Consider the following 23,944-nt stretch of genomic DNA (forward strand, 5'->3'; position numbering starts at 1 on the left):
GCATTTTTCTGCATGCATGGCATTTTTATGCATGCCTGGCATGCATATGCTCCGGCGTGCATAAAGGAGAGGAAATGAAGGAAAGTACAGAAAACAGATGCAGACAATTCATAAAAAATAAAGAAGTAATCAGGAAGGAATTCAGCTGGGAAAGCACCTATATGTATCCTCTTTGCGCGGCGATTTTCACTATGAACGGCAAGGAGGCGGACGGCGGGCAGCTGAAGGCATGTACAGAGCTGCTCAGGCAGCATACGGGCATGTTTTCCAATTTCCGAAGCACTGCCAGACTGCCAATCGCATCCCTGATGGCGGTATCAGGGAATCCGGAAAGTACGATTTCGAATGCGCTGAAGGTATATGGGATGCTGAAGGAGGAGTTTTTCGGTTCTGCTTATCTGCCTCTGACGGCGATGGTAATTGCGCAGATGGCCGAGCCTTTTGACTATGAACGTATTGTAAAACGAACTCGCGCGTTATATAAGGAAATGAAATCAGAGCATCCGCTGCTTACCTCCTCGGAGGACAGCTCCTTTGCCGCGCTGCTTTCACTGTCGGAGAGGGATGACAGTACATTGCTATCGGAAGCGCAGAGGTGCTATGAGCTTTTGAAGCCGCAGTTTTTTTCAGGAAATGCGGTTCAGTCGTTGAGTCATGTTCTTGCGCTGGGAGACGGAAGGGCGGAAGAAAAATGCAGCCGGACGCTGCTGCTCTATGACCGGCTGAAGGAACGGGGATATAAATACGGAACGGATTATGAGCTGCCGACGCTTGGTGTGCTGGCACTGTCGGAAAGCGATTTGATGGAAATCGTGACGGAAATGACGGATACGGATGATTTTCTGGCAAAGCAGAAGGGACTGGGCAACTGGAGCATCGGGAGAAAACAGCGGCTGATGTATACGGGAATGCTGGTACAGGGAGAGTATGTAAAGACAGGCAGCCTGGAAACCGCTGCGATCAACGGGACGATTTCCATGATTGTGGCACAGCAGGCCGCCATGTGCGCAGCCGTCGCGGCCTCCACGGCAGCCGCCGCTTCCAATTCCTCCTCATAAGTCAAATTCTTCCAAGCAATGGGGCATCAAATTTGAAACGCCGTGAACGGCGGTATTTGACTCTCGCGGCAGCCGTCAAAGGGATGTACGAGTGCATCACGTTGGCTCGTTGATCGCGGAAATAAAAAAGAAAAGAGAAAGTGTATGGAAATTATTATCAGACAGGAGCTCCCGGAAGAGTACTGGGAGACGGAATATATGACTAAAAAAGCATTTTGGAATCTGCATTTTCCGGGCTGCAATGAGCATTATCTTGTCCACCGGCTGCGTTCTGACAAGGCGTATATCCCGGAACTGAGCAGGGTTGCCGTGGCAGACGGCAAAATTGTGGGAACCATCATGTATTCCGCAGCCAGGATCGAGGGCGCGGAGGGGAGCAGTAATGAGGTGCTTTGCTTCGGGCCGCTTTGCGTTGATCCGGTAATGCAGAATATGGGGATTGGCGGCCTGCTTTTGAATACGACAATGCAGCTTGCCAGGGAGGAAGGATATCCGGGAATTGTGATTTTTGGGGAACCGGGCTATTATCCTAAATTTGGTTTTCAAACTTGTGATCATTATGGGATTACCACCGCGGAAGGTAAAAATTTTGATGCATTTATGGGAATTGAGCTGGTGCCCGGAGGCCTGCGCAGCATGCCGGGAAGGTTTTTTGAAGCGGAGGTATTTGAGAGCCTGACCGAAGAGGAAACGGAAGCGTTTGATAAAGGTTTTCCTTACATGGAAAAGCTGAGGCTGCCCGGACAGTGGGATTATGATGCCGGGACCAAGCAGAAAGATGGGGAAGAAGCATGATTTTTATAGACTCGTCAAAATGTACGGGCTGCGGGCAGTGTACGCGGGTATGCCCATTTACGGTACTGCGGCTGAACCAGGAGGGAAAGGCGGAAAATACCGGGAAAAAGTGTATTGCCTGTATGCATTGCGCGGCGATTTGCCCGGCGGATGCAATAACTTATGATTCCCGGCCCGCTGTGGCGGAAAAGACCCAGCCTCTGCCGGAGGACTGCAGTACAACGGTAAAACAGCTGATATATCAGCGCCGTTCCTACCGCAGGTTTTTAAAGAAAAAAGTTCCCGGGGATATCCTGCGGACTGCGCTGGATGCGGCGGAGAATGCGCCCAGCGCCAAGAATGAGCATCCGGTTCAGTGGATAATTCTGGAAAGTGAAGAAATCAGGAAGTGCATCATGGACTGGATTCTGGAATATTGTAAGGAAAATCAGGTTTCCATGGAGCTGATTTCGGAATATGCCAATGGGAATAATTCGGTAATGGGAGAAAATGCGGTTATTATCATCGGAATATGCCGGAGAAATTCCATAAATCCCGCTCAGGATACGGCAATAGCCCTGACTACAGCAGAGCTGCTGCTCCAGGCTGAGGGAATCGGCACCTGCTGGGGCGGCTATCTTACCCGTTTCCTGAATCTCATTCCGGAATGCCGCATGGTCCTGGAAATTCCGGAGGGCTATGAAGTATACGGGACGCTGCTGGCAGGCTATCCCGACCGTCAGAATTACCGTTACCTGCCTGCCAGGAAAAAGGCGGAGATAAAAATCGTCTGATTTAAACGGAAACGGCGGTGGCCTGATTATCCGGAAGGAAAAGAGGTATATGGAAGGATTATATATTATCGGAGGCTCTCCTTGCAGCGGCAAGAGCACCATAGCGGAAATGATTGCCGAAAAGTATGATTTTAACTACTTTAAGGTGGACGATTATCTGGAACAGTATATGAAAAAGGCGCAGGAGGATGGGAAGCCGCTTTCTGCAAGGGCCATGCAGATGTCCCCGGAGGAAACCTGGATGCGCAGCCCCCGGTTACAGACGGAGGAGGAGCTGGAAATCTACAGAGAGATTTTTACATATATATGGGAAGCTTTGAATACTTTTCCGGAGAAAAAGAAAATCATAACGGAAGGAGCGGCATTTTTGCCGGAGCTCGTTTCTGCTGTGGGAGTGGACAAAAAGCATTATATCAATATTGTCCCGGTGAAGGATTTCCAGTACCATTTTTACAGCCAGAGACCCTGGGTTCCCTATATTTTAGAGGGCTGTACAGATAAGAAAAAGGCTTTTGAAAACTGGATGGAGAGAGACGTGCTTTTTGCGGAAGCGGTGCATGCGGATGCAAAGCAGAGAGGGTATGCCTGCCTGGTAACGGACGGAAGCGTTGGAATTGATGAAATGTTCCGGACGGTATGCAACCTGTTTGAACTATAATAGAGAAGCTGTCATTTCCGGGAGTTTTTTCCGGGGCTGGCAGTTTTTTCTTTTACTGTGTAATCCATAGAAAAATACGGGAAATAATAGTATAATAGAAACAGTCGCAGCAGAATGGAGAGCTGAACTGCTGCAAACAGATTATGCTGAGAAAAACTGGCGGAGAAGCCAGAGGAGGAGGTAATAGATGGAGGAAAGAATAGCCACTTTGCGCAGAATCCTGGATGAAAGCAGTTGTACGGTAGCCCTGTGCGGATCGGGAATGATGGAAGAAGGGGGATATATCGGAGTAAAAAATCCGGACAAAGCATATGATATTGAAAAGAAATACGGATATTCGCCGGAAGAGATTTTTACCAGTGCGTTTTATAATACGCGGCCGAAGCTGTTTTTCGATTTCTATAAGCAGGAGATGCTGAACGGCGGCCCGGAGCCTACGGAATCAGAGACTGTGCTTGAAAAGATGGAGCAGGATGGGAAGCTTCAGTGTATTATTACAAGCAATATTTATGAGTTGTGCCAGAGGTCCGGTTGTAAAAATGTAATAGAGCTGCACGGAAGTATTTACCATAATATCTGCCAACGGTGCGGCAGGGAGTATCCTGTGGAGTATATCAAACAGGCGCATGGGATTCCTGTATGCGAGGACTGCCAGATTCCCATTCGCCCCGGTTTGTTTTTCTTCCGGGAAATGGCGGACAGTCAGCTGGTAACGCAGGCGGTGGAGGAGATTAACCGGGCGGAGGTTCTGCTGTTACTGGGAACCAATCTGAATTCGGAGGTATTTTCCCACTATATCAAATATTTTCAAGGAAAATATCTTGTGATTATACATCAGCGGAGTCATTATCTGGATGACAATGCGGATATGGTTTTTATTGATCAGCCGAAGAATATTCTGTCCAGGCTGGGATATGTGTAATCTTGTCGTATAATCCTGTAGGTGCTTTTCAAATGGGGGATGCCTGCATAATGGAATAGAGAGAAATGGCCGGAGAAAGGAAGGCTCCCGGCCATTTTTTTGATTTGCTTTTGGAAAGAGGAATATGCGTTCCAGGCTGTCCGTTTGGCGGTTGCAGTGAGGGATGAAGCGGGGTTACAGTTTCACCGCTTTTATAATAAAAGAGAGCGGCATTTTCTTTGCCCTGAAAGACGAATAGTAGGAATCCGAAAATTCATATTCCTGGGAAAGGGTTTCGGCGTCCGTTTCCTCAACAAGTTTTTCCACCTTAAAGCCGGCACCAGCCAGGGCATTGATCCAGCCGGACATCTTATGGTTATGAATGGTGACAGGATTTCCGCGCTGGATATAGGAAAAAGGATTTTCATCAAGATATGAGCCATTTAGTACCAGCTTTTCCCCCTCCGCATCGATGCAGTGCATAAGCGGATGATCCCATGAAAAAATGAGAATGCCGCCCCTCTTCAAATAACAGGAAATCCTATCTATGGTTGTATTCAAATCCACAGTCCATCCCAGGGCATAAATAGAATAGACCACGTCAAAATAGTCTGTGGGAAGACCGCAGTCAGATTCCATGGGCGCGTTGATAAGGTGAGGCTCATATCCTGACTGTGTCAGATAGGTACGGGCATTTTCAAGCTGTCTGGTGGACATGTCAAGGCCCCATATTTCTTCGGCTCCATGTTCTTTGCACCATTTCAGGGAATGGCCGCTTCCGCAGCCGATATCAAGAACTTTTTTTCCGGTAAGGGCAGGAAATAACTGCAGCTCTTCCTCTGAAGGGACAAGGCAGCCGTAGCTGGGAAGGGCTGTGCTTCCAAACCAGGAGTCAGCCATAGCATCCCAGCTGTTTTTATTTTGTTCCAGTATTTTAGTGCTGTTTATGTTTTCTTCTATCATGTTGTTTCTCCTTGGGCGGTAATCCAATCATTCAAATCGATATCCAGATAGCTTTGTATTTCCTGTTTCAGGGATTCTGACAGGGTATCGGCGCGTCCGAGGGAACGGACATAAGGATTTATGTAACGTTTTTTGGCAGCTATTCTAATGTTTTAGAAAGATAAAGAACCAAATCATCATTATTGCAGCAATTACCGTAAGGCACACAGATTTGATTCTGATACCACACGCCGGTGCCGTCAGGAACATAACCTCTTTTTACATACATGCGCTGTGCGCTGCCATAGCCGGAATGGAGGCCCACACCCAGACATACGGTATCCGAACGGGTTTTGGCGAGCTTTTCCGCAATGTCCATTAGGCGGCGGCCGATCCCGCGGCAGCGGTATTTTTTCAGGACGCCGAAGTCAACAATTTCCGGTATGTTCCTGTTTGCAAAAGCGCCGGCAGGCGGATTCCAGTAGACATTGATATAGCCTGCGGGAGCGCCCTTATATTCGGCTGTCAGAGCGAGGCAGTCCCCTTTTTCCTGATCGGCAATACGCATTTTGTATTTATCCGGGGAGGCATGCCAGCCCTGTTTGATTTCTTCATCACTGAAGATTTGAGGATCCGGTTCCCGCATTTCCCGGATAAGAATGTCATTTTCATTCAAATAAATCATAGAAATTCCTCCCTTGCTGGTACATAATTGATGGAAATTTGTTCCACCTTATACAACGGCCTTTTTTGTAGTAGAGGTAGCAGGCGGAACAATACACGCAGCTTTTTTGTAAATGTAATGTCAGTATACAGGGTAGTTCTGCAAATGGCAACATGAGAGCAGAAACAGTAACACGAAAATAAAAGCTCTGGATATTACGATATGAAATTAGAAAAATGGAATAATTGGGATTAGTTTTTCGGTGAATAAAGCCAGAAGTGGCCTGAGATGCCGGGATACGGGATAATTTATGTAAAACGGCAGAATACTAGAAACAGATGTAAATAAATTTTTATCAGGAAAATTTTTTGGATTTCTGTTGACGGTTTGGCTTCCGGTTTTTATAATAAACTTTCAAAAAAACTTTTATAGTGAGCGTTTATGCCGTGATAAAGCGGTCAGTTAAATAGTGCTTTGCGGGAAAGACTGGAAGAAGTATCCTGTTATGGGAATCCGAAAAGCAAGGCCGCCCTGTCAGGAAGGCCATCAAATCTGTGCTCACGATAAAAGGGTTTCAGGAAGATACGGACTCAGACGATAAAATACGCCTGAGTCTTTTCATGCCGGAGCAAAGCAAAAAGGAAAATCCTCTGCTCGCCAGAGGGCTCGCATTTTGCTCCGCAAAACTAGGAGGATTTGATATGCTGCTGCAACATGAGAGAATATGGATAACGGGGGCACAGGGGCAGGTGGGAAGCGCTTTTGCCAGGATGCTTGATACAACAGAGCTGGATGTGCTTCTTACGGATATTGACGAGGTGGATATCACGGATATGGACGCTGTGAGGAACTATGCCGAAATGTACAGGCCGGATTGTGTCATTAACTGTGCCGGAATCTGCGGTCCGGCGTTCTGTGAGGAGAACAGCGATCTGGCCTATAAGGTAAATGCTGTCGGCGCGCGGAATTTGAGTGTTGCCGCCAGAAGCGTGCACGCGGAGCTGGTGCAGATATCCACAGATGATATTTTTGACGGGAGGGCTTCGGAGCCTTATAACGAGTTTTCAACGCCCATGCCGGTAACGGTATATGGGAAATCAAAGCTGGCCGGAGAGGAGTTTGTAAAAACCATTGTGCCCAAATTCCTGATTATCCGCAGTTCCTGGGTTTACGGAGACGGGGAAAATTTTGTGACGCAGCTGTTGCGGAGAGCGGAAACGGAAAGCTGCATAAGGGTGCCCGGGGATCAACTGGGAGCACCTACAAGCGCGGATGAGGTGGCAAAGGTGATTTACCGGCTGCTGGAAAAGGATGCCTATGGTCTGTACCATGCGGTGTGCGGCGGTATGTGCAGCCGGTATGAATTTGCCAGGCGCATCCTTACGCTTGCAGGAAAAAATACGGAAATCCTGAAGGCGGACAGCGCCGGGGAAAACGGTCATCCGTCATATGCGGTGCTGGATAATCTGATGCTGCGCCTGGATGACATTGAGCTTCCGGTATCCTGGGAAGAGGCGCTTCGTGCCTATATGAACAAAATGCGGCGGTGAGGATGCCGGGCGGCTGTGACAACACTGTAAACAGAAGTAACCGTTCCGTAATCGGGACGGTTGCAAAAGGAAGAGGATCGATGAAGAAAAAGAAACGGAATCTGACAACCATTATATTTATAGCGTTGATTTTGGGGGCTGCTGCGGGGCTGGCGCTGAATCTTTGGGCGCCTCAGGGGTATGTGAGGGATGAGGTGATTGTCAACGGTATTTTTTATGTGATAGGGCAGGGGTTTATCCGGCTGATGCAGATGCTGGTGGTTCCGCTGGTTTTTTGCTCCCTTGTCTGCGGCAGCATGGCAATTGGAGATACCAGGCGGCTGGGAAAGGTCGGTATGAAGACCATTGCTTTTTATCTGTTGACCACGGCTATCGCCATTACGGTAGCCATATTGCTGGCAAGTCTGATCAATCCGGGGACAGGGCTGGATATGGGGAGGATAGAGACAACAGAAACTGCTGTGGGGGAAAAGCTGAGCATGGCGGATACCCTGCTTCAAATTATCCCAACCAATCCGCTGGGGGCGCTGGCAAGCGGGGAGATGCTGCCTATCATTCTGTTTGCGCTGATAATCGGCGTGATTCTCGCGCACAGGGGAGAAAAAGCGGATACGGTTTCTTCCTTTTTCAGCCAGTTTAATGATATAATGATGGATATGACCATGGGGGTGATGAAGCTGGCTCCGGTGGGAGTATTCTGCCTGATTGCCAGAACCTTTGCCGGGCTGGGGCTGGATGCCTTCCTCCCGCTGCTGAAATATATGCTGGCTGTGTTTCTTGCCCTGGCGCTGCAGGGACTTGTGGTTTACCAGGTGCTGCTGAAGCTGTTTACCGGCCTCAGCCCGGTGCGTTTTTTGAAAAAATTCGCTCCGGTTATGGCGTTTGCCTTTTCCACGGCGACCTCCAATGCCACCATCCCGCTTTCCATCGATACGCTTCACCGTAAGATGGGCGTGAGCAAAAAGATTTCTTCCTTCACGATTCCGCTTGGGGCCACCATCAATATGGACGGCACGGCTATCATGCAGGGAGTGGCGGTGGTGTTTGCCGCGCAGGCCTTCCATATCCAGCTGAGCGCAGCAGATTTCCTGACGGTAATCGCTACGGCCACGCTGGCGTCCATCGGTACGGCGGGCGTGCCAAGCGTGGGGCTGATTACACTGTCCATGGTTTTTAATTCCGTAGGTCTGCCGGTGGAGGCAATCGGCCTGATTATGGGGATTGACAGGATTCTGGATATGACCAGGACGGCGGTCAACATTACAGGGGATGCGGTCTGCACCACCATTGTGGCCAGGCAGGATAATGCAGTGGATGTGGAGATTTTCAACAAAATGGTTTAGTGCCAAATTCACCCATTCAGCCTGGCTGCGCCATCCGGGGAGGGAAAAGTATGGAGAAAAAAGCGCCGGACACAACGCCGGTTGTATTGATGAATTTTACCCATGTGTATGAGCAGGAAAGCTTCTATAAAAAGGAGCCGCATTGTTGGATTGATCTGACGGATCTGGAGGGTGTGAACGGGTACTGCGATGAAAATGCGGGAAAGGCCATCCGGGAGCGGATTGCCAGGCTGTCTCCTTATGGGCTGCATTTTATTGATTCCGGAAATTATCATTATGTGAGCAAGTTCTGGACGGACAGGATACGGGAGGATTTCGTGCTGGTCCTGTTTGATCATCATACGGATATGCAGCCTTCCCGGTTTGGGGAGCTGCTCAGCTGCGGTTCCTGGGTGAAGGATGTGCTGGATGAAAATCCTTTTGTCCGGAAAGCGGTCATAATCGGCGCGGATAAGCATTATCTGGACCATATTGATGAAGCATACCGCGACAGGCTGGTTTGTTTTACTACGGATTCGCTTGGTATGGAGAAAAACTGGCGGGCATTTGCCCAGGCGCATGTGCGGCTCCCTGTTTTTATATCCATTGATAAGGATGTGCTTTCACCAAAGGAGGAGATTACGGACTGGGATCAGGGAAATATGAGTCTGGCCATGCTGGAGGGAATTCTCCAAATCTTGATTCGCAGGCACAGGATCCTTGGGATTGATATTTGCGGGGAATGTCCTGAACTTCTGGGAGAAGGTCTGGAAGCGGTTCGGGTGAACGACTCCGTCAATGAAAAGCTGGTCAATTTTCTGAAAGATCAGATTTTCATGAAGCATAACCGGGCCGTGATCTGCCGGATTGAAGATCCGGATTTTGGCTGTGAGGAACGGCCGGAGGGCAGGCCGGCGGCCTGCCGGGTATTCCTGAAGGAGCTGCCGGAAAATGGAGATGGCAGCCGGTGCAAAGACAAAGTTTTTGCCATGCTGATGGAGGAAAAGCTCCTGGAGGAACGAGGACTGGCGGAAGGAATGACGGTGGTGCTGGATGAGGACGGCACGCTGGTAAGATGGGAGAATTAAAAAGGAAAGGGAGCAACTCGGAGGGGGATGTATGAAGCTTTTGATATTCGGTATCGTGGCAAGCGGTAAAACCACGCTGGCAAAGGCGCTTTCCTGCAGGCTGGGGATCCCCTGGTATGAAGGGGACTGCATTGCATGGGTACAGGATAAAAAAACGCGTTATAAGAGAACGCCGCAGGAACAGCAGGAGGTCATACGCCGGCTGGACGCAGAGGGAGACTGGATTGTGGAGGGGTGTTACCGGGAGAGCCAGAAGATTCTGTTTGATTTGGCGGACCGGGTGATTTTCCTGGATCCGCCGCTGCATGTGAGGAAGCGGCGGATTTTTACAAGGTACGTGAAGCAGAAGCTGGGATTGGAGGCCTGCCATTATAAGCCGGATCGGAAAATGCTGAGATGCATGTACCAATGGACCCGGGAATTTGAAGAAGAACGGGGATATTATGAGGAGATTCTGAAAGTTTATGAGAATAAGCTGGTGAGAGTTAAAAGCAAACGACAGCTGGCAAAGGTTTTGGAGACTGGAGGTCTTTGAAAGGCCGGTGGAGAAAAGGATAGCGCGCCGGGGGCGCAGAGGGGAGCGGGAATGAAAAGTGCGGTTTTTTATGGAAAACATGATTTGAGGCTTGAAGAGTATGAAATGCCTGTGGTGGGACCGGAGGATGTGCTGATTCAGGTAAAGGCCTGCGGTGTGTGCGGGACGGATGTACATATTTATGAAGGGGACAAGGGGGCTGCGGAAGTAACGCCGCCTACGATTCTGGGGCATGAATTTTCAGGTGTGGTAGTCCGGACGGGGAAAGCCGTCAGTAACTGCAGGGAGGGAGACAGGGTCTGTATTGATCCCAACTGCTACTGCGGAGCCTGTGAAGCCTGCAGAAACGGGGCTGCCCATTTCTGTGAGCATATGATTGGCTATGGAACGACCGTAAATGGCGGCTTTGCGGAGTACTGTGCGGTGAATTGCCGTCAGGTCTACCGGCTGGGGGAGAATACCTCTTTTGAGCAGGGCGCCATGGCGGAGCCGGCGGCATGCTGCCTGCATGGTCTGGATATGTGTGAAATCAGGCCGGGGCACCAGGTGGTGGTTATCGGAGGCGGCATGATAGGGCTTCTTATGGTGCAGCTGGCAAAGCTGGCCGGGGTAGCCAGAGTAGCGCTGCTGGAGCCTGTGGAAGGAAAGCGTGAGGTGGCAGGAAGGCTGGGCGCGGATCTGTGCATCGATCCGCTGCATGAGAATGTAAAGGACGCGCTGGCGGCTGCGGGAATGAACTGGATAAATACGGTGATTGAATGTGTGGGAAGGCCCTCCACCATGGAACAGGCAATTGAAATTGCCGGGAATAAAGCGGTGGTAATGATGTTTGGGTTGACAAAGCCGGAAGACACGATAGCGATTAAACCGTTTCAGATTTTTCAGAAAGAGCTGGTGCTGAAAGCATCCTATATCAATCCTTATACCCAGAAGCGGGCGCTGGAACTTATTGATTCCGGACGTCTTGATGTGAGCAGCATGGTTTCTGAGGTGTGTGGGCTGGAGTGTCTGGCGGATATTCTGAGCAGGCCTGAAATTCGTGCTAAGGGGAAATACATTATTTCTCCGGAAAAATAAAACTGGTTTAGCAGAAAAAAATGTGGAGCCGGGCCCTTGCAGGGGCCGGCTCCGTTGGAGTCAGTGATTGTGATGCCGGTTACCCTCTGCAAAGCCTTATCAGTCGTACACTGATTCGGATTCCCATTCCAGGATGGTTCCGGTTGCCGCATCAATATCAAATTCATATTTCATTTCATTGTAGACGATTTTCACTTCATATTTCATTATCCCGTCATCATAATCCGTCTTGATGCGCAGGTTGCTGTCCGTGGCGCCAGGCACCTTTTCCAGTGCAATTTTCTTGGCGTCGGCTTCGCTTATGGAGCCGGCCGGGAGGGCGGAGTTTTCGCCAGATGCGGAAGAACTGGCGGAATGCCCATTATGGGTTTCAAAATCAAAGCTGCGGATTGCGCCGGTAACAGCGTCAATGTCGTAATCGTACTCCGTATTCCCTGAAACAAATTCAACCTCATACTCTGTAACGCCGTGATCGGTATCCAGCTTCATTTTGAAATAGGAAATATCCTCTTCCTTAAGGCCGGCATGCTCCAGGGCAATTTTTTTGGCATCCTCTTCACTGATATAAGCAGACTGGCCTTCGGTACCTCCGTCTGCGGCTGCTGCGGCCTTTATTCCGCTGTCAGCTATGGGAACACTGTCTCCTGCAGCGGGAAGCGGCGTATCGCTGTTTTGTTTTTCCGTGACTGAAACGGTGGAGCCGGAAGCGCCTGCCGCCAATGTTTCCTGGGTGGTGGTGATTTCCTGGGTTACTGTATTTTCGTTGTCCCGGCCTGTGCAGGCTGTGAGCAGGACTGCTGATATTCCAAACATACAAGGCAGTAGAAATAAATGTTTTTTCATAATGAACTCCTTTCTTATTTTCCCTTTTGTTAAACTAATCTTATAATGTCAAGATTAAAGGAAAATTAAAAAGGAGAAAAATTTATTGTTTAACCGCAGCCTGCAGAAAGGGGATGGGCAATTAAATCTGCTGTAAAAAATCATTGAATATTTGAACGTGAAGCTCTTCATCAAGCGACAGGCGCGCGAGCATTTTTGAAACGCAGGGATCCTTGATTTCCTGCGACTGTTCTGCATATGCCTGAGCGGCAAAACACTCTGATTTGGCGTTATTGGAAAGAAGGGTGCGAAGGTCGCAGCTGTAGTTTATCATATTTCCGCACCAGTAGGAGTTGTTCATTGTGGAACGGCATTCCGGTTCGCCGCCAAGAAGCGCAATCAGCTGGCCGATGATGGCATAGTGGTGCTGTTCCACCGCGGCCAGGCGTTTTATGACGCAGCGAATGGTTTCATAATCATTTCCGATAGTCCAGGACTGGTACAGATAGGTGTGCACGGTGGTCATTTCACTGGCGGCAGATGCGAGGTCAGGCATGAGTAACTGGGCGTACTGTGGATTTTTTTCCTGAACGGCGATGGGAGGATACCAGTTGGAGTGTATTACCGGAATGCAGTCAGGGTTGCTGCAGATGCTGTATTTGATGTTGTTCATGAGATGTTCTCCTGGGAAAAAGTATCGATATTATTTAGTAATTTGTATGTGAAGGCAGAGGGATATAGAATTACTTTGTTTTAAATCGGCTGTTTTTTGAGATAGTATATTTATTTACAGGCGTATGTTAAAATAGAACAATGACCTGTTACATTTTTCAGATGTATTGGAATGGAAAAATCGACGGCGCAGAGCCTTGGCCCCGTATGCCGTAGCTGGTACCGGGGACGCATGGCAAGGACATAACAAAGGAGTAATCATGCTTCATAATAAAAAGAAAAACTGGAAACCGTTTGACATGAATAAGAAGCCCGTAAAGCAGTATCCGTTTCTGGTGCCGCTCATTTGGGGCGCCTCCTGGCTGATGACCAGGAGGTTCAGGCTGAAAATCGAGAAAGAAAATATGGAGCATATCCGGCCGCCCTATCTTGTGCTTTCCACGCATCAGGGTTTTTCCGATTATTATATTGCGCCGCTGGCACTGTTCCCTCACCGTGCGAATTATGTATCGGATATGGAGGGCTTCGCTGCCTTTGGCGAATGGCTGTACCGGGGCATCGGCTGTATTGGAAAGAGAAGATATGTTTCCGATGTGGCGGTAGTAAAAAACATCTATTACACTTTACATAACAAAAAGCAGATTGTTGCTGTTTTTCCGGAATCCAGGCATTCCAATGTGGGAACCACCTCCAGGATTCCGGGAAATATGGGAAAGCTGGCCAAACTGATGAAGGTGCCGGTGGTGACGCTGTCTGTTCACGGAAGCTATCTTGCAGGCCCCTTCTGGGACGAAGAGCACATAAGGACGGTGCCCATGGAGGCCAGGCTTACCTGTATTTACACGGCACAGGAGCTGGAGAGGGCCGGGGATGAGGAGGTTCAGCAGAAAATAGAGGAAAAATTACAGTATGACGAATACCGCTGGCAGAAGGAAAAGGGGATTGCCATCCGTTATAAAAACCGGGCGGAAGGGCTTCATATGGCGCTTTATCAGTGCCGGGCCTGCAAAACGTCTTTTCGCATGGAGAGCTGCGGCTGTGTGCTGCGCTGTTCCGCCTGCGGGGCGGAGTGGGAAATGGACGAGTACGGGCAGCTGCAGCGGGGAGGGGAAACACAGAGGATTCCCGACTGGTATGAGTGGCAGCGCAGGAACGTGGAGGAGGAAATTTTTCGGGGAGAGTACCGCTGTGACCTGTCTGTCCGTGTGGAAGCGCTTCCCAATGCTTTCGGTTTTATCCCCATGGGAGAGGGGAGGCTGACTCAGGAGGAAAAAGGGTTTACGCTTTCGGTGCAGGGTAAGACGCTTGTGTTCGACCATGTTTCCAGGGAGTCCGTGCAGACAGAATATAATTACAGAGGGCGGGGAGCCTGCATTGTGCTGTCAGACAGGGACTGCTGCTATTATATTTATTCGAAGGAGCCGGATTTTGCCCCCACGCGGATACAGTTCGCCGGAGAATATTTTTACCTGCATGAGAGGAAAAAATTTTGCGTGCCGATGTAACAAAAATTATTCCGGAGACTCTAATTAAGTGAAAGGGGGGCTGCGGAACATGAAGGGGCAAAACGAAGTAGAAAGTCTGTACCGGGAGTATTCCGGTGATGTTTACAGGTACCTGCTGTATATGTGCCGCAATCCGCATGTTGCAGAGGATCTCTGTCAGAGTACTTTTCTGAAGGTGATTTCAGGGATTCGGGGGTTTCGGGGAAGCTGCCCGGTAAAAACCTGGATTTTTACCATTGCCAGGCACGAGTATTTTCACTGGCTGCGGGCAAATCCGGCAACAGAGGAACTGCGGGAGGACTGGAAGGAAATGGCGCACGGCGGCGCGGATGTGGCGGAGCAGTATGAGAAGAGGGAACAGGCGGCCAGGGTTTTTTCGTATATAAATGCCCTGGAGGAGCCGCATCGTTCGCTGATGGCGCTTCGGCTGGTCAATGAGCTTTCCTTTCGGGAAATCGGTACCGTGCTGCAAAGAACAGAAAACTGGGCGCGTGTGACCTTTATGCGGGACAAATGCAGGCTGATCCGTTATCTTGAGGAAGCGGAAAACGGCCGGCCGGGAAAGGAGTGCTGAAGTATGAAAGAGGTTATTTGTAATATTGTACAGGATTTGCTGCCTAACTATTCGGAGGAACTGACTTCGCCGGAAACGTCGGCGGTGATAGAGGAGCATCTGGAAACCTGTAATGAATGCAGGCGGCTCTATGAGGATTACAGGAAAACGGTGGAGGTGGCAAAGCCGGAGGAGGTAAAGGCGAATAAAAGGATTTTGCGCAGGATATGGTTTCAGTCGCTGTGGTATATGTTCTGGCCATGCTTTTATGCGATCGCCCTGATGGGCGGATGGGAGAACGGCGCTTTGATTTTTCTGGCGACCTTAAGCGGCCTGCTTGTGGTAGCGCTGTTTCAGTTCCCTGCCTATGATATGTATTTTGATGATGAAAAGAAGGGGGAATATTATAAAAAAGAGGCAGGCTATCTGAAACGGGGCGAAGGAAACTGGCTGGTGAGGAACCTTACATGGCTGCTTCCGGTGATTGTGCCGTTGCTGGTGGGGGTGATACCGAAGCTCATTTCCCTGATTATGGGATAAAGCGGCAGAGGGGAATACACCAGATGTAAAGGCACCGGGTGAAAAACATGTGGGCAGACAGGTGCTGGGCAGGGGGCGGCATATCTTCGTGCCGCCCCCTGTCTGTTCGGCTATGGGGAGACGTTACTTTTCCGCATTTCTTGGCTGCGCGGGAAATGTAAACGTGAATCGGGTGCCTTCTCCGGGACTGCTTTCCACGGAAATTGTGCCCTTGTGAGCCTGCGTGATCCATTTGACCATGGGAAGCCCCAGGCCGGAACCCTGCCGTTCCCCGGAGCTTCTGGCGGAATCCACCTGATAAAAACGGTTCCATATTTTATCCAGCTTATCCTTTTCAATGCCGATTCCGTCATCGGCAACAGAGCCGGTAATGTATCCGCTGCCGGAGGAAAGGGTAATGAGCGTATGGCCGTTCTGCCGTCCATAGGTGATGCTGTTGGAAATCAGGTTGATGAAAAGGCGCATCATCATGGTTTCATCTCCGCAAAACAGGATATCGGGCTGGATATCGGTTTCCAGTGTGATGTTTCTTGCAGCAGCAAGGCTGCGCTGTTCTTCCGTTATGATTTCGGCCAGCTCGCTCAGGTTCAGGATTTCGGGATGGAGCTGCTGCTTTCCGCTGTCTGCGCGGGCCAGGGTGAGGAGCTGGGAAATCAGGTTGGACATTTTGCGGGCCTGGTTCGTTATGGCCCGGATGCAGCCTCTGGTTTCCTCAGGGGTGGTATCTTCCCGGGAAGCATATTCGCATTGGGAGAGGATGACGGCTACGGGGGTGCGGAGCTCGTGGGAGACATCCGAGGTAAACTGTTTTTCATTTTCAAAGGAGGCCTGGAGCTTATCCATCATACGGTCGAAGGTATGGGCCATTTTGTGGACTTCATCCTTTCCTTCCCCTACCCTTATCCTTCGGGAGAGGTCGTTCCCTTCGCTGATCTGCCGGGCAGTCTCAGTCATGTCGGCCAGGGGGGCAAGGGTTTTGCGGATGATCAGGTAGCCGCCCGCCGCGATGCAGAGAACGAAAAACGGCAGGAAAATAAGCGCCAGCCGCACCAGGATATGGAGGGCGGCATCCGTCTGTGTCTGGGAGGCGATGCCGCGTACCCACAGATTGCCGTAGCCGTCAATTTTCTGGCAGTAATCGTAGACATACCAGAGATTCTGGCCGGAGGTCACCTGCTGGATTTCATCCATGATAAGCATGGGGGCGCCGTGGAATAAAGAAGGCGTCCGGCCATACAGCAGAGCGCCCTGCGCGCTGTAAACGGAAATATAGATGCCTTCTCCCAGGAAATTGATATCCTTGTCAAATTCCAGGACGCCGTCCTCATATTCTATTTCATGAAAGCTTCTGGTTACCGTATCCTTCAGCCGCAGCTGGGCATTGGAAAGCACCTGGCTGCTGCTGATGGAAAAAAGAAGCCAGAGTATGACGATTATGAGGATGGTCATGAAGACGGTATACCAGAGTGTGATTTTAAGCTTTATGGATAAATTTTTCATCGTATCCCTTTCGCTGGCGGCTTCGTTTTAAGCTTCCTTCAGTACGTAGCCCACGCCCCGGACCGTATGGATGAGCTTGGGGGAGAAGCCGTCGTCTATTTTTTTGCGCAGATAGCGGATGTAGACATCCACTACGTTGGAACCGCCTTCGTAATCGTAATTCCATATATGCTGTTCTATTTTTTCACGGGTCAGGACAATGCCCTGATTGCAGATCAGATATTCAAGGATGGAGAATTCCTTGGAGGATAGGGTGATCTGCACGTTGCCGCGGGCTGCGGTCCTGGCATCACAGTCCACAACAAGGTCGGCAATCCGGTAGCAGTTGTCCGGTCGGCCGCCTTCACGGCGCAGCATGGCACGGATGCGCGCCAGCAGCTCTTCGAAGGCAAAGGGCTTTACCAGGTAATCATCCGCGCCGCCATCCAGTCCGGCTACACGGTCGGGCACGCTGTCCAGCGCGGTCAGCAGGAGCACGGGTGTTTTATTTCCTGCGCTTCGCAGCTTCTTCAGCACTTCCAGCCCGTTTATCCCGGGCATCATGATATCCAGAATTATGGCGTCGTATTCAGCCATGGCCAGGCAGTCAAGGGCTTCCTGGCCGTTTTGGCAGGAATCCACAGAGTAGTGGTTTTTAATCAGAGTTTTTGTGATGACATCGTTCAGATCCTTTTCGTCTTCTGCAACCAGTAAACGCATGGGAGCCTCCTTTTTTTATTAATGGTGTCAGATGTATATGCTTATTTTTAATTTTGCATGGGAATAATGAAAGTAATATTAAAAAGGGCCGGTTAAAAATATTTTGCAGCAGCAGTTTCTGTCTGAAGTATATCATTTTTGGCAGTAACTGTGAAGGAATGGAAAAGTTACGGAAATATGGTTATAGTTGTAACAGTTCAGGCAGATTTGCGCATTTACTGCGCAAACCATGCGAAAACGTGGTGGCAGCAGTATCCGCCCCTCGCCGAAGGCGACTTATAATGGGCGGATGCAGTAACAGTTCAGCCGAAGGCTGAATTGTTACTTATAGTTTTGCCTGGAAAAAGAAAGGGTTGACAAATATAACTGTAATTAATATAATTACAGTATAACAGGTTAACCGGTACAGCAAACGGAGGAAATGCATGAAGAAAAGAATGAAAAAAAGGCTGGCGGGTATCATAACAGCAGGTGTGATTGCGGGGACGCTTACTGCATGCGCAGCTGCCGGGAAGCAGAGCGGAACGGTGGAAACGCAGCAATTGGCGGAGGGCGTGCAGGCAGAACAGGGTATGGAAGCGGAACAGGGCATGGAAGCAGGACAGGGCGCGCTGCCGGGTGAGAGTGGGCAGACAGAACAGGAGGATACAATGCGGGCGGAATATCATAAAATATCAGCAGAGGATGCAAAGAAGAGGATGGATTCGGGAGATGAGATTATCATCTTGGATGTGAGGACACAGGCAGAATACGATGAAAGCCATATCCCAGGGGCTATCCTGATTCCCAATGAAACCATCGGAAATGGTAAGCCGGAGCAGCTGCCGGATACAGATAAGGAGATCCTGGTATACTGCAGGAGCGGCAACCGCAGCGCCCAGGCGGCGAAAAAGCTGGTGGAGGCAGGATATACGCAGATTTATGATTTTGGAGGAATTATGGACTGGCCTTATGATACTGTGAGCGGAGAAGAATAGGGCGGGCATAAAAGAATGACTGGTATTATGGAAAACGGCGGCTGTCCATGCGGGCAGCCGCCGTTTGACGTTCTTGTTTCATCAGTTCTGGCTGATCAGGATTTCGGCTATTTCCAGATCGTTTCTTGAGGCATCTTCGGATATCAGGGATATTACTTTTTTGACGTAAGTGCCGTCCAGTTCCAATTCTTCGGATATGGCGGAAATGGTGAGGCCTTTTGCCAGTTTTTTTCGTATCATGGCTACAATTTTTGACTCGCCTTTGGCCAGCCCTATTTCAATTCCATCATCGACCAGCATCTGTCCCAGTTCAGTCATAAATATCATCTCCTTTACTTTGCCTAAATCCTTTTTGCTTAAGAATTTAAGCGCCAACGTATACATTACGGCCTGCATTTTTTCCAGTTCCGTTTTCGTTACGGCATTTGGGGCAGATTGGAGAAAATGCAGGCTTTTTACGATTCTTTCTCCAATCGTCAGACGTCCGGACATCAGAGGGCTTAAAAGCAGCGGAACCAAATCCTCTTTTTCAAGAGGAACTCCCTGCTTTTCTTTTGCCTCCAGAAGAGCGAATAGCCGATCCGAATTCCGGCCCTTCAGACGGATGGCTTTTATCCGGTAGATGCTGATGCCCTCTGTCAGCTTTGTTATCGGCTTTCTGACCTGGGAAGAGCAGATAACATAGGTGATGACCTGGACATGATAGGTACGGCTGGTGGTTGCTTCGTATTCCCGGAAGCGTCTGAGATCCTCTGTTGTGATGGAATCACTTTCAAATTCCAGATGGATCCAGGTATTATCTGCCGATACATAGTTGAAATCCTGGTACATCTGCCGCGCCTCAAGCTTTATCAGTTCGGTTGGGGCAACATATTTGGCTTTGCCGGTAATTCCGAGCAGAGGCATCAGTTCCTCGCCAAAATACTGCGCGGCGGTCTTCAGGGCCAAATCTTCATGATGAAGATTCCTGGACTCCGTCTGTGGTTCAGACTTTTTTTGTTCTTGCTGCACACGGCCTCCTTTTCCTGTAAGCCATGTGTAAATGTCTATCTTCCATTCAATTATAACTGAAAATCCGACACCGGACAACCGATTCTTACTTTTTCTTTTGTTTTAAATTTATAGTGGAAATAAAGAATAAAATGAAAAGGTGTCCGACTGGACAGATAAATTAATTTGATAAGAGGAAGAAAAGGTGATTTGGGCAGATAGGATTTACACATATTATCCGGCTGCCGGTGTTGGTTAAGTTTATCATAATTTTGTCATAAATGAAAGGGGAATAGTTATACTTTTTGTTGACAGCCTAACGAATGTTAGATATAATGCACCTAACAGTTGTTAGAGGAGGGGAGAAGGATGGCGGCAGACAGTACAAAGGAACGGATTCTGGATATTTCATTGCAGCTTTTTTCTCAGTATGGCTTCAGCGCTGTATCCATAAGGGATATCTGCGGGCAGGTACATATTAAGGAAAGCTCTGTTTATTATCATTTTACGAATAAGAGGGCTATTTTGGAGGAGCTGGGAAATCGGTTTGAAATGATTGCGGGAGGGCTGATGCAGCGGCTGGACGACGCAGTTGCGCAGCTGCAGGGAGAGGGCGGGAGCGGTATATCCGGCGGCGCGGCAGCGAAAGTTTTTTTCCATGACTATCTGATGGATGATTTCTGCAATCGCTATATCAGGCTCCTGCATATGGAGCGCAGCGGCAGCGAGGCTATGAGGCAGGCATATGATAAATGGATTTTCGAAGAACCGCTGAGGTTTCAGGAAAGGATATTTAATGCATTAATTGAGAAAAAATGTATTCCGGCGGCGGACGGTGAATATCTGGCGCTGAAATATTACGCGCCGATTTATCTTTTTTTCCAGCGATACCTGTTGGGAGGAGAACTGACGGAAGCTAAGAAAAAGCTTTTCCTTGAAAAGGCAGAGGAACATATCACGGAATTTTTCAAAGAAATGGGAGGCGTCTGAATGGCAAACATAATTTTGACAGGGGGAAATCAGGGAATTGGGTATTTTATGGCGGAGAAATTCCTTCAAAACGGGGACTGCGTTGCCGTGCTGGATCTGGAAAATGACAATCTGCGGGAATTGAAAAAGGAGTATTCCGGCAGGCTGCTTGACTGTATCTGTGATATGAGGGACGCAGGCGGCGTTGTCGAAACGGTGAACCGGATCGCAGCTTCCTTTCAGACCATCGATATTGCGATCCATAATGCCTGCCGGTGTACCTTTGATTCCATGGCCGACACGGCTGATGAGGTTTATCAGGAAGTGTTTGACGTGAACTATTTTGGCGCGCTGCGGCTGTCCCGGGCGGTGCTTCCTCACATGAGGGCACAGCATTGCGGAAGGGTGGTATTTACAAGCTCCGGCGTAGGCGTGATGGGTTTTGCGAATATCAGTCCCTATGCATCCAGCAAAGGCGCAGTGGAGGCGCTGGCTAAATGTCTGAGCCTGGAATATGAGAAAGAGGGGATAACCTTCCATATTCTCCATCCGCCACTTACGCGGACGAAATCCTCGGCTCCGTTCCCTTTCCCTGCGGAATATAAGGCGGATCCTAAAACCGTGGGATATGGGCTGGCGGAGAATATCAATGGCAAAGGCTTTGTTATCTGCCACAGCTTTCTTCAAAAGGTGCAGACGGAGCTGTGTTATCTTTTCTCATTGAGGATGGGCAGGTTTATGAGTGGAAAAATGGCGGCGCTTTCCGGGAGGGAAGGCAATACTTGAAATACATCATAGTAACTTCAGAATGCAGCACTTCTGGAAATCTTCAACAACCAAGGAGGACCAAATGTCAGATATCAGAATTATCGGCGCCGCCGAAGGCAATTTGAAAAATATTTCGCTGGACATCCCCAGAAATAAGCTTGTGGTATTTACGGGCCTTTCCGGTTCCGGTAAATCCACGCTTCTCATCGATGTTCTCTACAATGAATGCCAGAGGCAGTATCTGGAAGCCATGGCCTTTCAGGGCATTCATAAGCCGAAGGTGGAACGCGTGCGGGGCGCATCCCCGGCAATAGTGATTACCCAGACGGATGCGAACAGGAATCCCCGTTCCACGGTAGGCACCATGTCGGATATTTACACGGATTTGCGTATGGTTTATGAAAAGCTGGGCAGCAGGAGATGTCCTTACTGCGGCGAGCTGATTTCGGCAGCCGGCTGCAGGGAGGAGACGGAGAAAAAAGGAAATGACTTTTATGTGTACATGTATTGCTGTAAATGCGGCAGGCGTATGGATAAGATAACACGCACATATTTTTCCTTCAATACCAGGGAAGGCGCCTGCCCAACCTGTGAAGGGCTGGGCAGGATTCATGCCATAAAAAAAGAACGGGCAGTGGATGAGAAGCTGTCTTTGGAGGACGGCGCGGTAAAATACTGGGAAAAGCAGTACGGGAAATACCAGCTTTCTGTGCTTCACCAGGCATTTTCCCATTATGGGGTTCCTGTGGAGCCGGGGACTTTGGTGGAACAGTTTGATGATAAAAGAAAGGCAATTCTTTATTATGGAGTGGAAAGTGATGAAGTAAAACAGGCCTTCCCCCATATTACGCCGCCTAAGAATACGGCGGCAGGCAGGTTTGAGGGCGTATATCCCATATTATGGCGGCGGCTGGCGGATAAGGACGGGGACGTAAAACAGCTGGAGGATTACTTTGAGGTGAAGGAGTGTCCCGACTGTAGAGGGGAGCGGCTTTGTGAGCTGAGCAGGAGGGTAACTGTGCAGGGGATCCGTCTGCCGCAGCTGTCACTTTTTTCCCTGGACAGGCTGTATGCCTGGGTGCGGGAGCTGCATGCGTCCCTGGATGAAAAACAGATGGAATTTGTGAGGGATTATCTGACCGATATGGAAACCAAGATCAGCCGTTTCCTTAAGGTGGGGCTGGGATATCTTTCTCTGGACAGGCAGACGGTTACTCTGTCGGGCGGGGAACTGCAGAGGCTGAGGCTTGCGGCTGCACTGGATTCGGAGATCACAGGGCTGATTTATATCCTGGATGAACCTACGGCCGGCCTGCATCCCAAGGACACGGCCGGCCTTGTGGCAATCCTTAAAAGGCTCCGGGATTTGGATAACACGGTGCTTGTGATAGAGCATGATGTGGATGTAATCGCCTCTGCCGATTACCTTGTGGATATCGGCCCCGGTTCCGGAAAATTCGGCGGGGAAATTGTGGCGGAAGGGACGCTGGAGGAGATAAAGCAACAAAAAGAAAGTGTGACGGGAAGATATCTGTGCCGTCAACCCGCCTGGAATACACGGTGCAGAAAACCGGCCGGGGCGGTCAGAATAGAAAATGCGGATATGTTTAATTTAAAGCAGCTTTGTGTGGATATCCCCACAGGCTGCCTGGTCGGCGTAACCGGGCCTTCCGGTTCCGGTAAATCCACGCTGGTCTTTGAGGTACTTGCCAAAGGAAGGGCGGATACACAGAAAAACCGGGTGCTGGGCAAAGAACAGTTTAATCGGGTGGTTGAGATCGGGCAGGCGTCAATTTCCAGGATGAAGCGATCGAATGTGGCCACCTATACTGAGGTTTACACAGAGATACGGGCGGTTTTTGCCGGTACGCAGGCCGCAGTAAACGCCGGTTTTTCTGCAAAGCATTTTTCCTTTAATACGGCCGGGGGCAGATGCGGGAATTGTGAGGGACTGGGGTATGTGGACAACAATATGCTGTTTTTTGCCAATACGCAGGTGGTCTGTCCGGTCTGCGGAGGGAACCGTTTCAAAGAAGAGATCCTTGCGGTAAAATATAAGGGCCTTTCGGTGAAGGAGGTTTTGGATTTGTCGGTGGATGAAGCTGCGGAGTTTTTTTCTGAACAGGCCAGAATCAGGAAAACGCTCAGTCTCCTTCAGGCTGTAGGCCTTGGATATCTGCAGCTGGGGCAGTCACTTACCACATTATCAGGCGGCGAGGGACAGCGGCTGAAGCTGGCCAGAGAGCTTGTGGGAACGCCTCAGGGAAGGAGAAGCCTGTATCTTATGGATGAGCCCACTACGGGGCTGCATCCCCAGGATATCGATCATTTTCTGGTGCTTCTGAACCGGCTGGCAGATGCGGGAAATACGGTAGTTGTGGTGGAACATAACCAGCAGCTCATCCGCAGCTGCGACTGGGTGATTGACCTGGGTCCGGAGGGCGGGGAGAAGGGGGGATGTATCCTGTTTGAAGGAACGCCGGAGGAGCTGAAGCGGGCCGGTCATACCGCAACGGCAGAATATCTGTAAAAATTAACACCGCTGCCTCCGGGCAACGGTGTTTTGCTTCACTTTTTTATGGAAGC

Annotated in this window: 24 protein-coding genes; 17 read left to right on the top strand and 7 right to left on the bottom strand. The window is 49.7% G+C overall.

Annotation, left to right across the window (positions count from 1 at the left end):
- Window positions 1-74 precede the first annotated feature (74 nt).
- From HMPREF1548_RS08185 to HMPREF1548_RS08205, 5 genes are all read left to right on the top strand, one after another.
- Complete coding sequence (locus tag HMPREF1548_RS08185) at window positions 75-1,058, top strand: DUF4003 family protein (RefSeq protein WP_021635490.1); 984 nt, start codon at window positions 75-77, stop codon at window positions 1,056-1,058.
- 144 nt (window positions 1,059-1,202) lie between these two features.
- Window positions 1,203-1,853, top strand: a complete 651-nt coding sequence (locus tag HMPREF1548_RS08190; protein ID WP_021635491.1) for a GNAT family N-acetyltransferase — start codon at window positions 1,203-1,205, stop codon at window positions 1,851-1,853.
- Window positions 1,850-2,626: a nitroreductase family protein gene (locus tag HMPREF1548_RS08195; protein WP_021635492.1), complete on the top strand. Its 777-nt coding sequence runs from the start codon at window positions 1,850-1,852 to the stop codon at window positions 2,624-2,626. The genes HMPREF1548_RS08190 and HMPREF1548_RS08195 overlap by 4 nt, the downstream gene beginning before the upstream one ends.
- 49 nt (window positions 2,627-2,675) lie before the next feature.
- On the top strand, window positions 2,676-3,284 hold the full coding sequence (locus tag HMPREF1548_RS08200; RefSeq protein WP_021635493.1) for a nucleoside/nucleotide kinase family protein: 609 nt from the start codon (window positions 2,676-2,678) through the stop codon (window positions 3,282-3,284).
- A 187-nt stretch (window positions 3,285-3,471) separates the two neighbouring features.
- Window positions 3,472-4,206, top strand: a complete 735-nt coding sequence (locus tag HMPREF1548_RS08205; RefSeq protein ID WP_021635494.1) for an SIR2 family NAD-dependent protein deacylase — start codon at window positions 3,472-3,474, stop codon at window positions 4,204-4,206.
- 174 nt (window positions 4,207-4,380) lie between these two features.
- On the opposite strand, the gene HMPREF1548_RS08210 is transcribed toward HMPREF1548_RS08205, so the two are convergent.
- Entirely contained in the window at window positions 4,381-5,148 is a 768-nt protein-coding gene (locus HMPREF1548_RS08210; RefSeq protein WP_021635495.1) for a class I SAM-dependent methyltransferase, read from the bottom strand.
- Between the two features lie 139 nt (window positions 5,149-5,287).
- Window positions 5,288-5,812 carry a GNAT family N-acetyltransferase gene (locus tag HMPREF1548_RS08215; protein ID WP_021635496.1) on the bottom strand — a complete coding sequence of 175 codons (525 nt, stop codon included), beginning with the start codon at window positions 5,810-5,812 and terminating at the stop codon, window positions 5,288-5,290.
- Between the two features lie 680 nt (window positions 5,813-6,492).
- Here HMPREF1548_RS08215 and rfbD point away from each other — a divergent pair.
- The 5 genes from rfbD (at window position 6,493) to HMPREF1548_RS08240 (ending at window position 11,363) form a co-directional block, all read left to right on the top strand.
- The gene (gene rfbD, locus HMPREF1548_RS08220) at window positions 6,493-7,341 is read left to right on the top strand and encodes a dTDP-4-dehydrorhamnose reductase (RefSeq protein ID WP_035321587.1); all 849 of its coding nucleotides are present in this window, start codon (window positions 6,493-6,495) and stop codon (window positions 7,339-7,341) included.
- 80 nt (window positions 7,342-7,421) lie between these two features.
- On the top strand, window positions 7,422-8,684 hold the full coding sequence (locus HMPREF1548_RS08225; RefSeq protein ID WP_021635499.1) for a dicarboxylate/amino acid:cation symporter: 1,263 nt from the start codon (window positions 7,422-7,424) through the stop codon (window positions 8,682-8,684).
- A gap of 50 nt (window positions 8,685-8,734) precedes the next feature.
- Window positions 8,735-9,751, top strand: a complete 1,017-nt coding sequence (locus tag HMPREF1548_RS08230; RefSeq protein WP_021635500.1) for an arginase family protein — start codon at window positions 8,735-8,737, stop codon at window positions 9,749-9,751.
- 31 nt (window positions 9,752-9,782) lie between these two features.
- Window positions 9,783-10,286 (top strand): AAA family ATPase, encoded by a 504-nt coding sequence (locus HMPREF1548_RS08235; RefSeq protein ID WP_021635501.1) that lies wholly within the window; start codon window positions 9,783-9,785, stop codon window positions 10,284-10,286.
- 51 nt (window positions 10,287-10,337) lie between these two features.
- The gene (locus HMPREF1548_RS08240; protein WP_021635502.1) at window positions 10,338-11,363 is read left to right on the top strand and encodes a zinc-dependent alcohol dehydrogenase family protein; all 1,026 of its coding nucleotides are present in this window, start codon (window positions 10,338-10,340) and stop codon (window positions 11,361-11,363) included.
- 99 nt (window positions 11,364-11,462) lie between these two features.
- On the opposite strand, the gene HMPREF1548_RS08245 is transcribed toward HMPREF1548_RS08240, so the two are convergent.
- Window positions 11,463-12,206, bottom strand: a complete 744-nt coding sequence (locus HMPREF1548_RS08245) for a PepSY domain-containing protein (RefSeq protein ID WP_021635503.1) — start codon at window positions 12,204-12,206, stop codon at window positions 11,463-11,465.
- Between the two features lie 121 nt (window positions 12,207-12,327).
- The gene (locus HMPREF1548_RS08250) at window positions 12,328-12,858 is read right to left on the bottom strand and encodes a ferritin-like domain-containing protein (protein ID WP_021635504.1); all 531 of its coding nucleotides are present in this window, start codon (window positions 12,856-12,858) and stop codon (window positions 12,328-12,330) included.
- Between the two features lie 259 nt (window positions 12,859-13,117).
- On the opposite strand from HMPREF1548_RS08250, the gene HMPREF1548_RS08255 reads away from it, so the two are divergent.
- Genes HMPREF1548_RS08255 through HMPREF1548_RS08265 form a run of 3 tightly spaced genes read left to right on the top strand, consistent with a single transcriptional unit; the run spans window position 13,118 to window position 15,455 of the window.
- On the top strand, window positions 13,118-14,362 hold the full coding sequence (locus tag HMPREF1548_RS08255; protein WP_051358343.1) for a lysophospholipid acyltransferase family protein: 1,245 nt from the start codon (window positions 13,118-13,120) through the stop codon (window positions 14,360-14,362).
- A 49-nt stretch (window positions 14,363-14,411) separates the two neighbouring features.
- Window positions 14,412-14,936 (top strand): RNA polymerase sigma factor, encoded by a 525-nt coding sequence (locus tag HMPREF1548_RS08260; protein ID WP_021635506.1) that lies wholly within the window; start codon window positions 14,412-14,414, stop codon window positions 14,934-14,936.
- 3 nt (window positions 14,937-14,939) lie between these two features.
- Complete coding sequence (locus HMPREF1548_RS08265) at window positions 14,940-15,455, top strand: zf-HC2 domain-containing protein (protein WP_021635507.1); 516 nt, start codon at window positions 14,940-14,942, stop codon at window positions 15,453-15,455.
- A 123-nt stretch (window positions 15,456-15,578) separates the two neighbouring features.
- Here the strand turns inward: HMPREF1548_RS08265 and HMPREF1548_RS08270 are convergent, their stop codons facing one another.
- Together HMPREF1548_RS08270 and HMPREF1548_RS08275 are read right to left on the bottom strand one after the other, a co-directional pair.
- Window positions 15,579-16,955: a sensor histidine kinase gene (locus tag HMPREF1548_RS08270; protein ID WP_021635508.1), complete on the bottom strand. Its 1,377-nt coding sequence runs from the start codon at window positions 16,953-16,955 to the stop codon at window positions 15,579-15,581.
- A gap of 27 nt (window positions 16,956-16,982) precedes the next feature.
- A complete protein-coding gene (locus HMPREF1548_RS08275; protein WP_021635509.1) occupies window positions 16,983-17,654 on the bottom strand; it encodes a response regulator transcription factor in 672 nt (223 codons plus the stop codon).
- Window positions 17,655-18,079: 425 nt separating this feature from the next.
- Here HMPREF1548_RS08275 and HMPREF1548_RS08280 point away from each other — a divergent pair, with 425 nt between their 5' ends.
- Complete coding sequence (locus HMPREF1548_RS08280) at window positions 18,080-18,631, top strand: rhodanese-like domain-containing protein (RefSeq protein WP_021635511.1); 552 nt, start codon at window positions 18,080-18,082, stop codon at window positions 18,629-18,631.
- Between the two features lie 81 nt (window positions 18,632-18,712).
- Here the strand turns inward: HMPREF1548_RS08280 and HMPREF1548_RS08285 are convergent, their stop codons facing one another.
- Complete coding sequence (locus HMPREF1548_RS08285; protein WP_035321572.1) at window positions 18,713-19,642, bottom strand: hypothetical protein; 930 nt, start codon at window positions 19,640-19,642, stop codon at window positions 18,713-18,715.
- Window positions 19,643-19,990: 348 nt separating this feature from the next.
- On the opposite strand from HMPREF1548_RS08285, the gene HMPREF1548_RS08290 reads away from it, so the two are divergent.
- From HMPREF1548_RS08290 to HMPREF1548_RS08300, 3 genes are all read left to right on the top strand, one after another.
- Window positions 19,991-20,611, top strand: coding sequence for a TetR/AcrR family transcriptional regulator (locus HMPREF1548_RS08290; RefSeq protein ID WP_021635514.1), 621 nt, complete (start codon window positions 19,991-19,993; stop codon window positions 20,609-20,611).
- Window positions 20,612-21,376, top strand: a complete 765-nt coding sequence (locus HMPREF1548_RS08295; RefSeq protein ID WP_021635515.1) for an SDR family oxidoreductase — start codon at window positions 20,612-20,614, stop codon at window positions 21,374-21,376. It begins immediately after the preceding gene.
- 64 nt (window positions 21,377-21,440) lie between these two features.
- Window positions 21,441-23,888, top strand: a complete 2,448-nt coding sequence (locus tag HMPREF1548_RS08300) for an ATP-binding cassette domain-containing protein (protein ID WP_035321573.1) — start codon at window positions 21,441-21,443, stop codon at window positions 23,886-23,888.
- Window positions 23,889-23,944: the final 56 nt, after the last annotated feature.

Origin of the sequence: Clostridium sp. KLE 1755, from assembly GCF_000466465.2 — a bacterium.
In the GTDB taxonomy this organism is placed as follows: domain Bacteria; phylum Bacillota; class Clostridia; order Lachnospirales; family Lachnospiraceae; genus Eisenbergiella; species Eisenbergiella porci.

What these genes read in the sequence shown, in the direction of transcription:
- HMPREF1548_RS08250 (WP_021635504.1), bottom strand. Translation starts at nt 12,858, where the DNA reads ATGAACAACATCAAATACAGCATCTGCAGCAACCCTGACTGCATTCCG.
- HMPREF1548_RS08295 (WP_021635515.1), top strand. Translation starts at nt 20,612, where the DNA reads ATGGCAAACATAATTTTGACAGGGGGAAATCAGGGAATTGGGTATTTT.
- HMPREF1548_RS08245 (WP_021635503.1), bottom strand. Translation starts at nt 12,206, where the DNA reads ATGAAAAAACATTTATTTCTACTGCCTTGTATGTTTGGAATATCAGCA.
- HMPREF1548_RS08210 (WP_021635495.1), bottom strand. Translation starts at nt 5,148, where the DNA reads ATGATAGAAGAAAACATAAACAGCACTAAAATACTGGAACAAAATAAA.
- HMPREF1548_RS08230 (WP_021635500.1), top strand. Translation starts at nt 8,735, where the DNA reads ATGGAGAAAAAAGCGCCGGACACAACGCCGGTTGTATTGATGAATTTT.
- rfbD (WP_035321587.1), top strand. Translation starts at nt 6,493, where the DNA reads ATGCTGCTGCAACATGAGAGAATATGGATAACGGGGGCACAGGGGCAG.
- HMPREF1548_RS08280 (WP_021635511.1), top strand. Translation starts at nt 18,080, where the DNA reads ATGAAGAAAAGAATGAAAAAAAGGCTGGCGGGTATCATAACAGCAGGT.
- HMPREF1548_RS08270 (WP_021635508.1), bottom strand. Translation starts at nt 16,955, where the DNA reads ATGAAAAATTTATCCATAAAGCTTAAAATCACACTCTGGTATACCGTC.
- HMPREF1548_RS08275 (WP_021635509.1), bottom strand. Translation starts at nt 17,654, where the DNA reads ATGCGTTTACTGGTTGCAGAAGACGAAAAGGATCTGAACGATGTCATC.
- HMPREF1548_RS08200 (WP_021635493.1), top strand. Translation starts at nt 2,676, where the DNA reads ATGGAAGGATTATATATTATCGGAGGCTCTCCTTGCAGCGGCAAGAGC.
- HMPREF1548_RS08255 (WP_051358343.1), top strand. Translation starts at nt 13,118, where the DNA reads ATGCTTCATAATAAAAAGAAAAACTGGAAACCGTTTGACATGAATAAG.
- HMPREF1548_RS08215 (WP_021635496.1), bottom strand. Translation starts at nt 5,812, where the DNA reads ATGATTTATTTGAATGAAAATGACATTCTTATCCGGGAAATGCGGGAA.
- HMPREF1548_RS08205 (WP_021635494.1), top strand. Translation starts at nt 3,472, where the DNA reads ATGGAGGAAAGAATAGCCACTTTGCGCAGAATCCTGGATGAAAGCAGT.
- HMPREF1548_RS08300 (WP_035321573.1), top strand. Translation starts at nt 21,441, where the DNA reads ATGTCAGATATCAGAATTATCGGCGCCGCCGAAGGCAATTTGAAAAAT.
- HMPREF1548_RS08290 (WP_021635514.1), top strand. Translation starts at nt 19,991, where the DNA reads ATGGCGGCAGACAGTACAAAGGAACGGATTCTGGATATTTCATTGCAG.
- HMPREF1548_RS08265 (WP_021635507.1), top strand. Translation starts at nt 14,940, where the DNA reads ATGAAAGAGGTTATTTGTAATATTGTACAGGATTTGCTGCCTAACTAT.
- HMPREF1548_RS08235 (WP_021635501.1), top strand. Translation starts at nt 9,783, where the DNA reads ATGAAGCTTTTGATATTCGGTATCGTGGCAAGCGGTAAAACCACGCTG.
- HMPREF1548_RS08195 (WP_021635492.1), top strand. Translation starts at nt 1,850, where the DNA reads ATGATTTTTATAGACTCGTCAAAATGTACGGGCTGCGGGCAGTGTACG.
- HMPREF1548_RS08225 (WP_021635499.1), top strand. Translation starts at nt 7,422, where the DNA reads ATGAAGAAAAAGAAACGGAATCTGACAACCATTATATTTATAGCGTTG.
- HMPREF1548_RS08185 (WP_021635490.1), top strand. Translation starts at nt 75, where the DNA reads ATGAAGGAAAGTACAGAAAACAGATGCAGACAATTCATAAAAAATAAA.
- HMPREF1548_RS08240 (WP_021635502.1), top strand. Translation starts at nt 10,338, where the DNA reads ATGAAAAGTGCGGTTTTTTATGGAAAACATGATTTGAGGCTTGAAGAG.
- HMPREF1548_RS08190 (WP_021635491.1), top strand. Translation starts at nt 1,203, where the DNA reads ATGGAAATTATTATCAGACAGGAGCTCCCGGAAGAGTACTGGGAGACG.
- HMPREF1548_RS08260 (WP_021635506.1), top strand. Translation starts at nt 14,412, where the DNA reads ATGAAGGGGCAAAACGAAGTAGAAAGTCTGTACCGGGAGTATTCCGGT.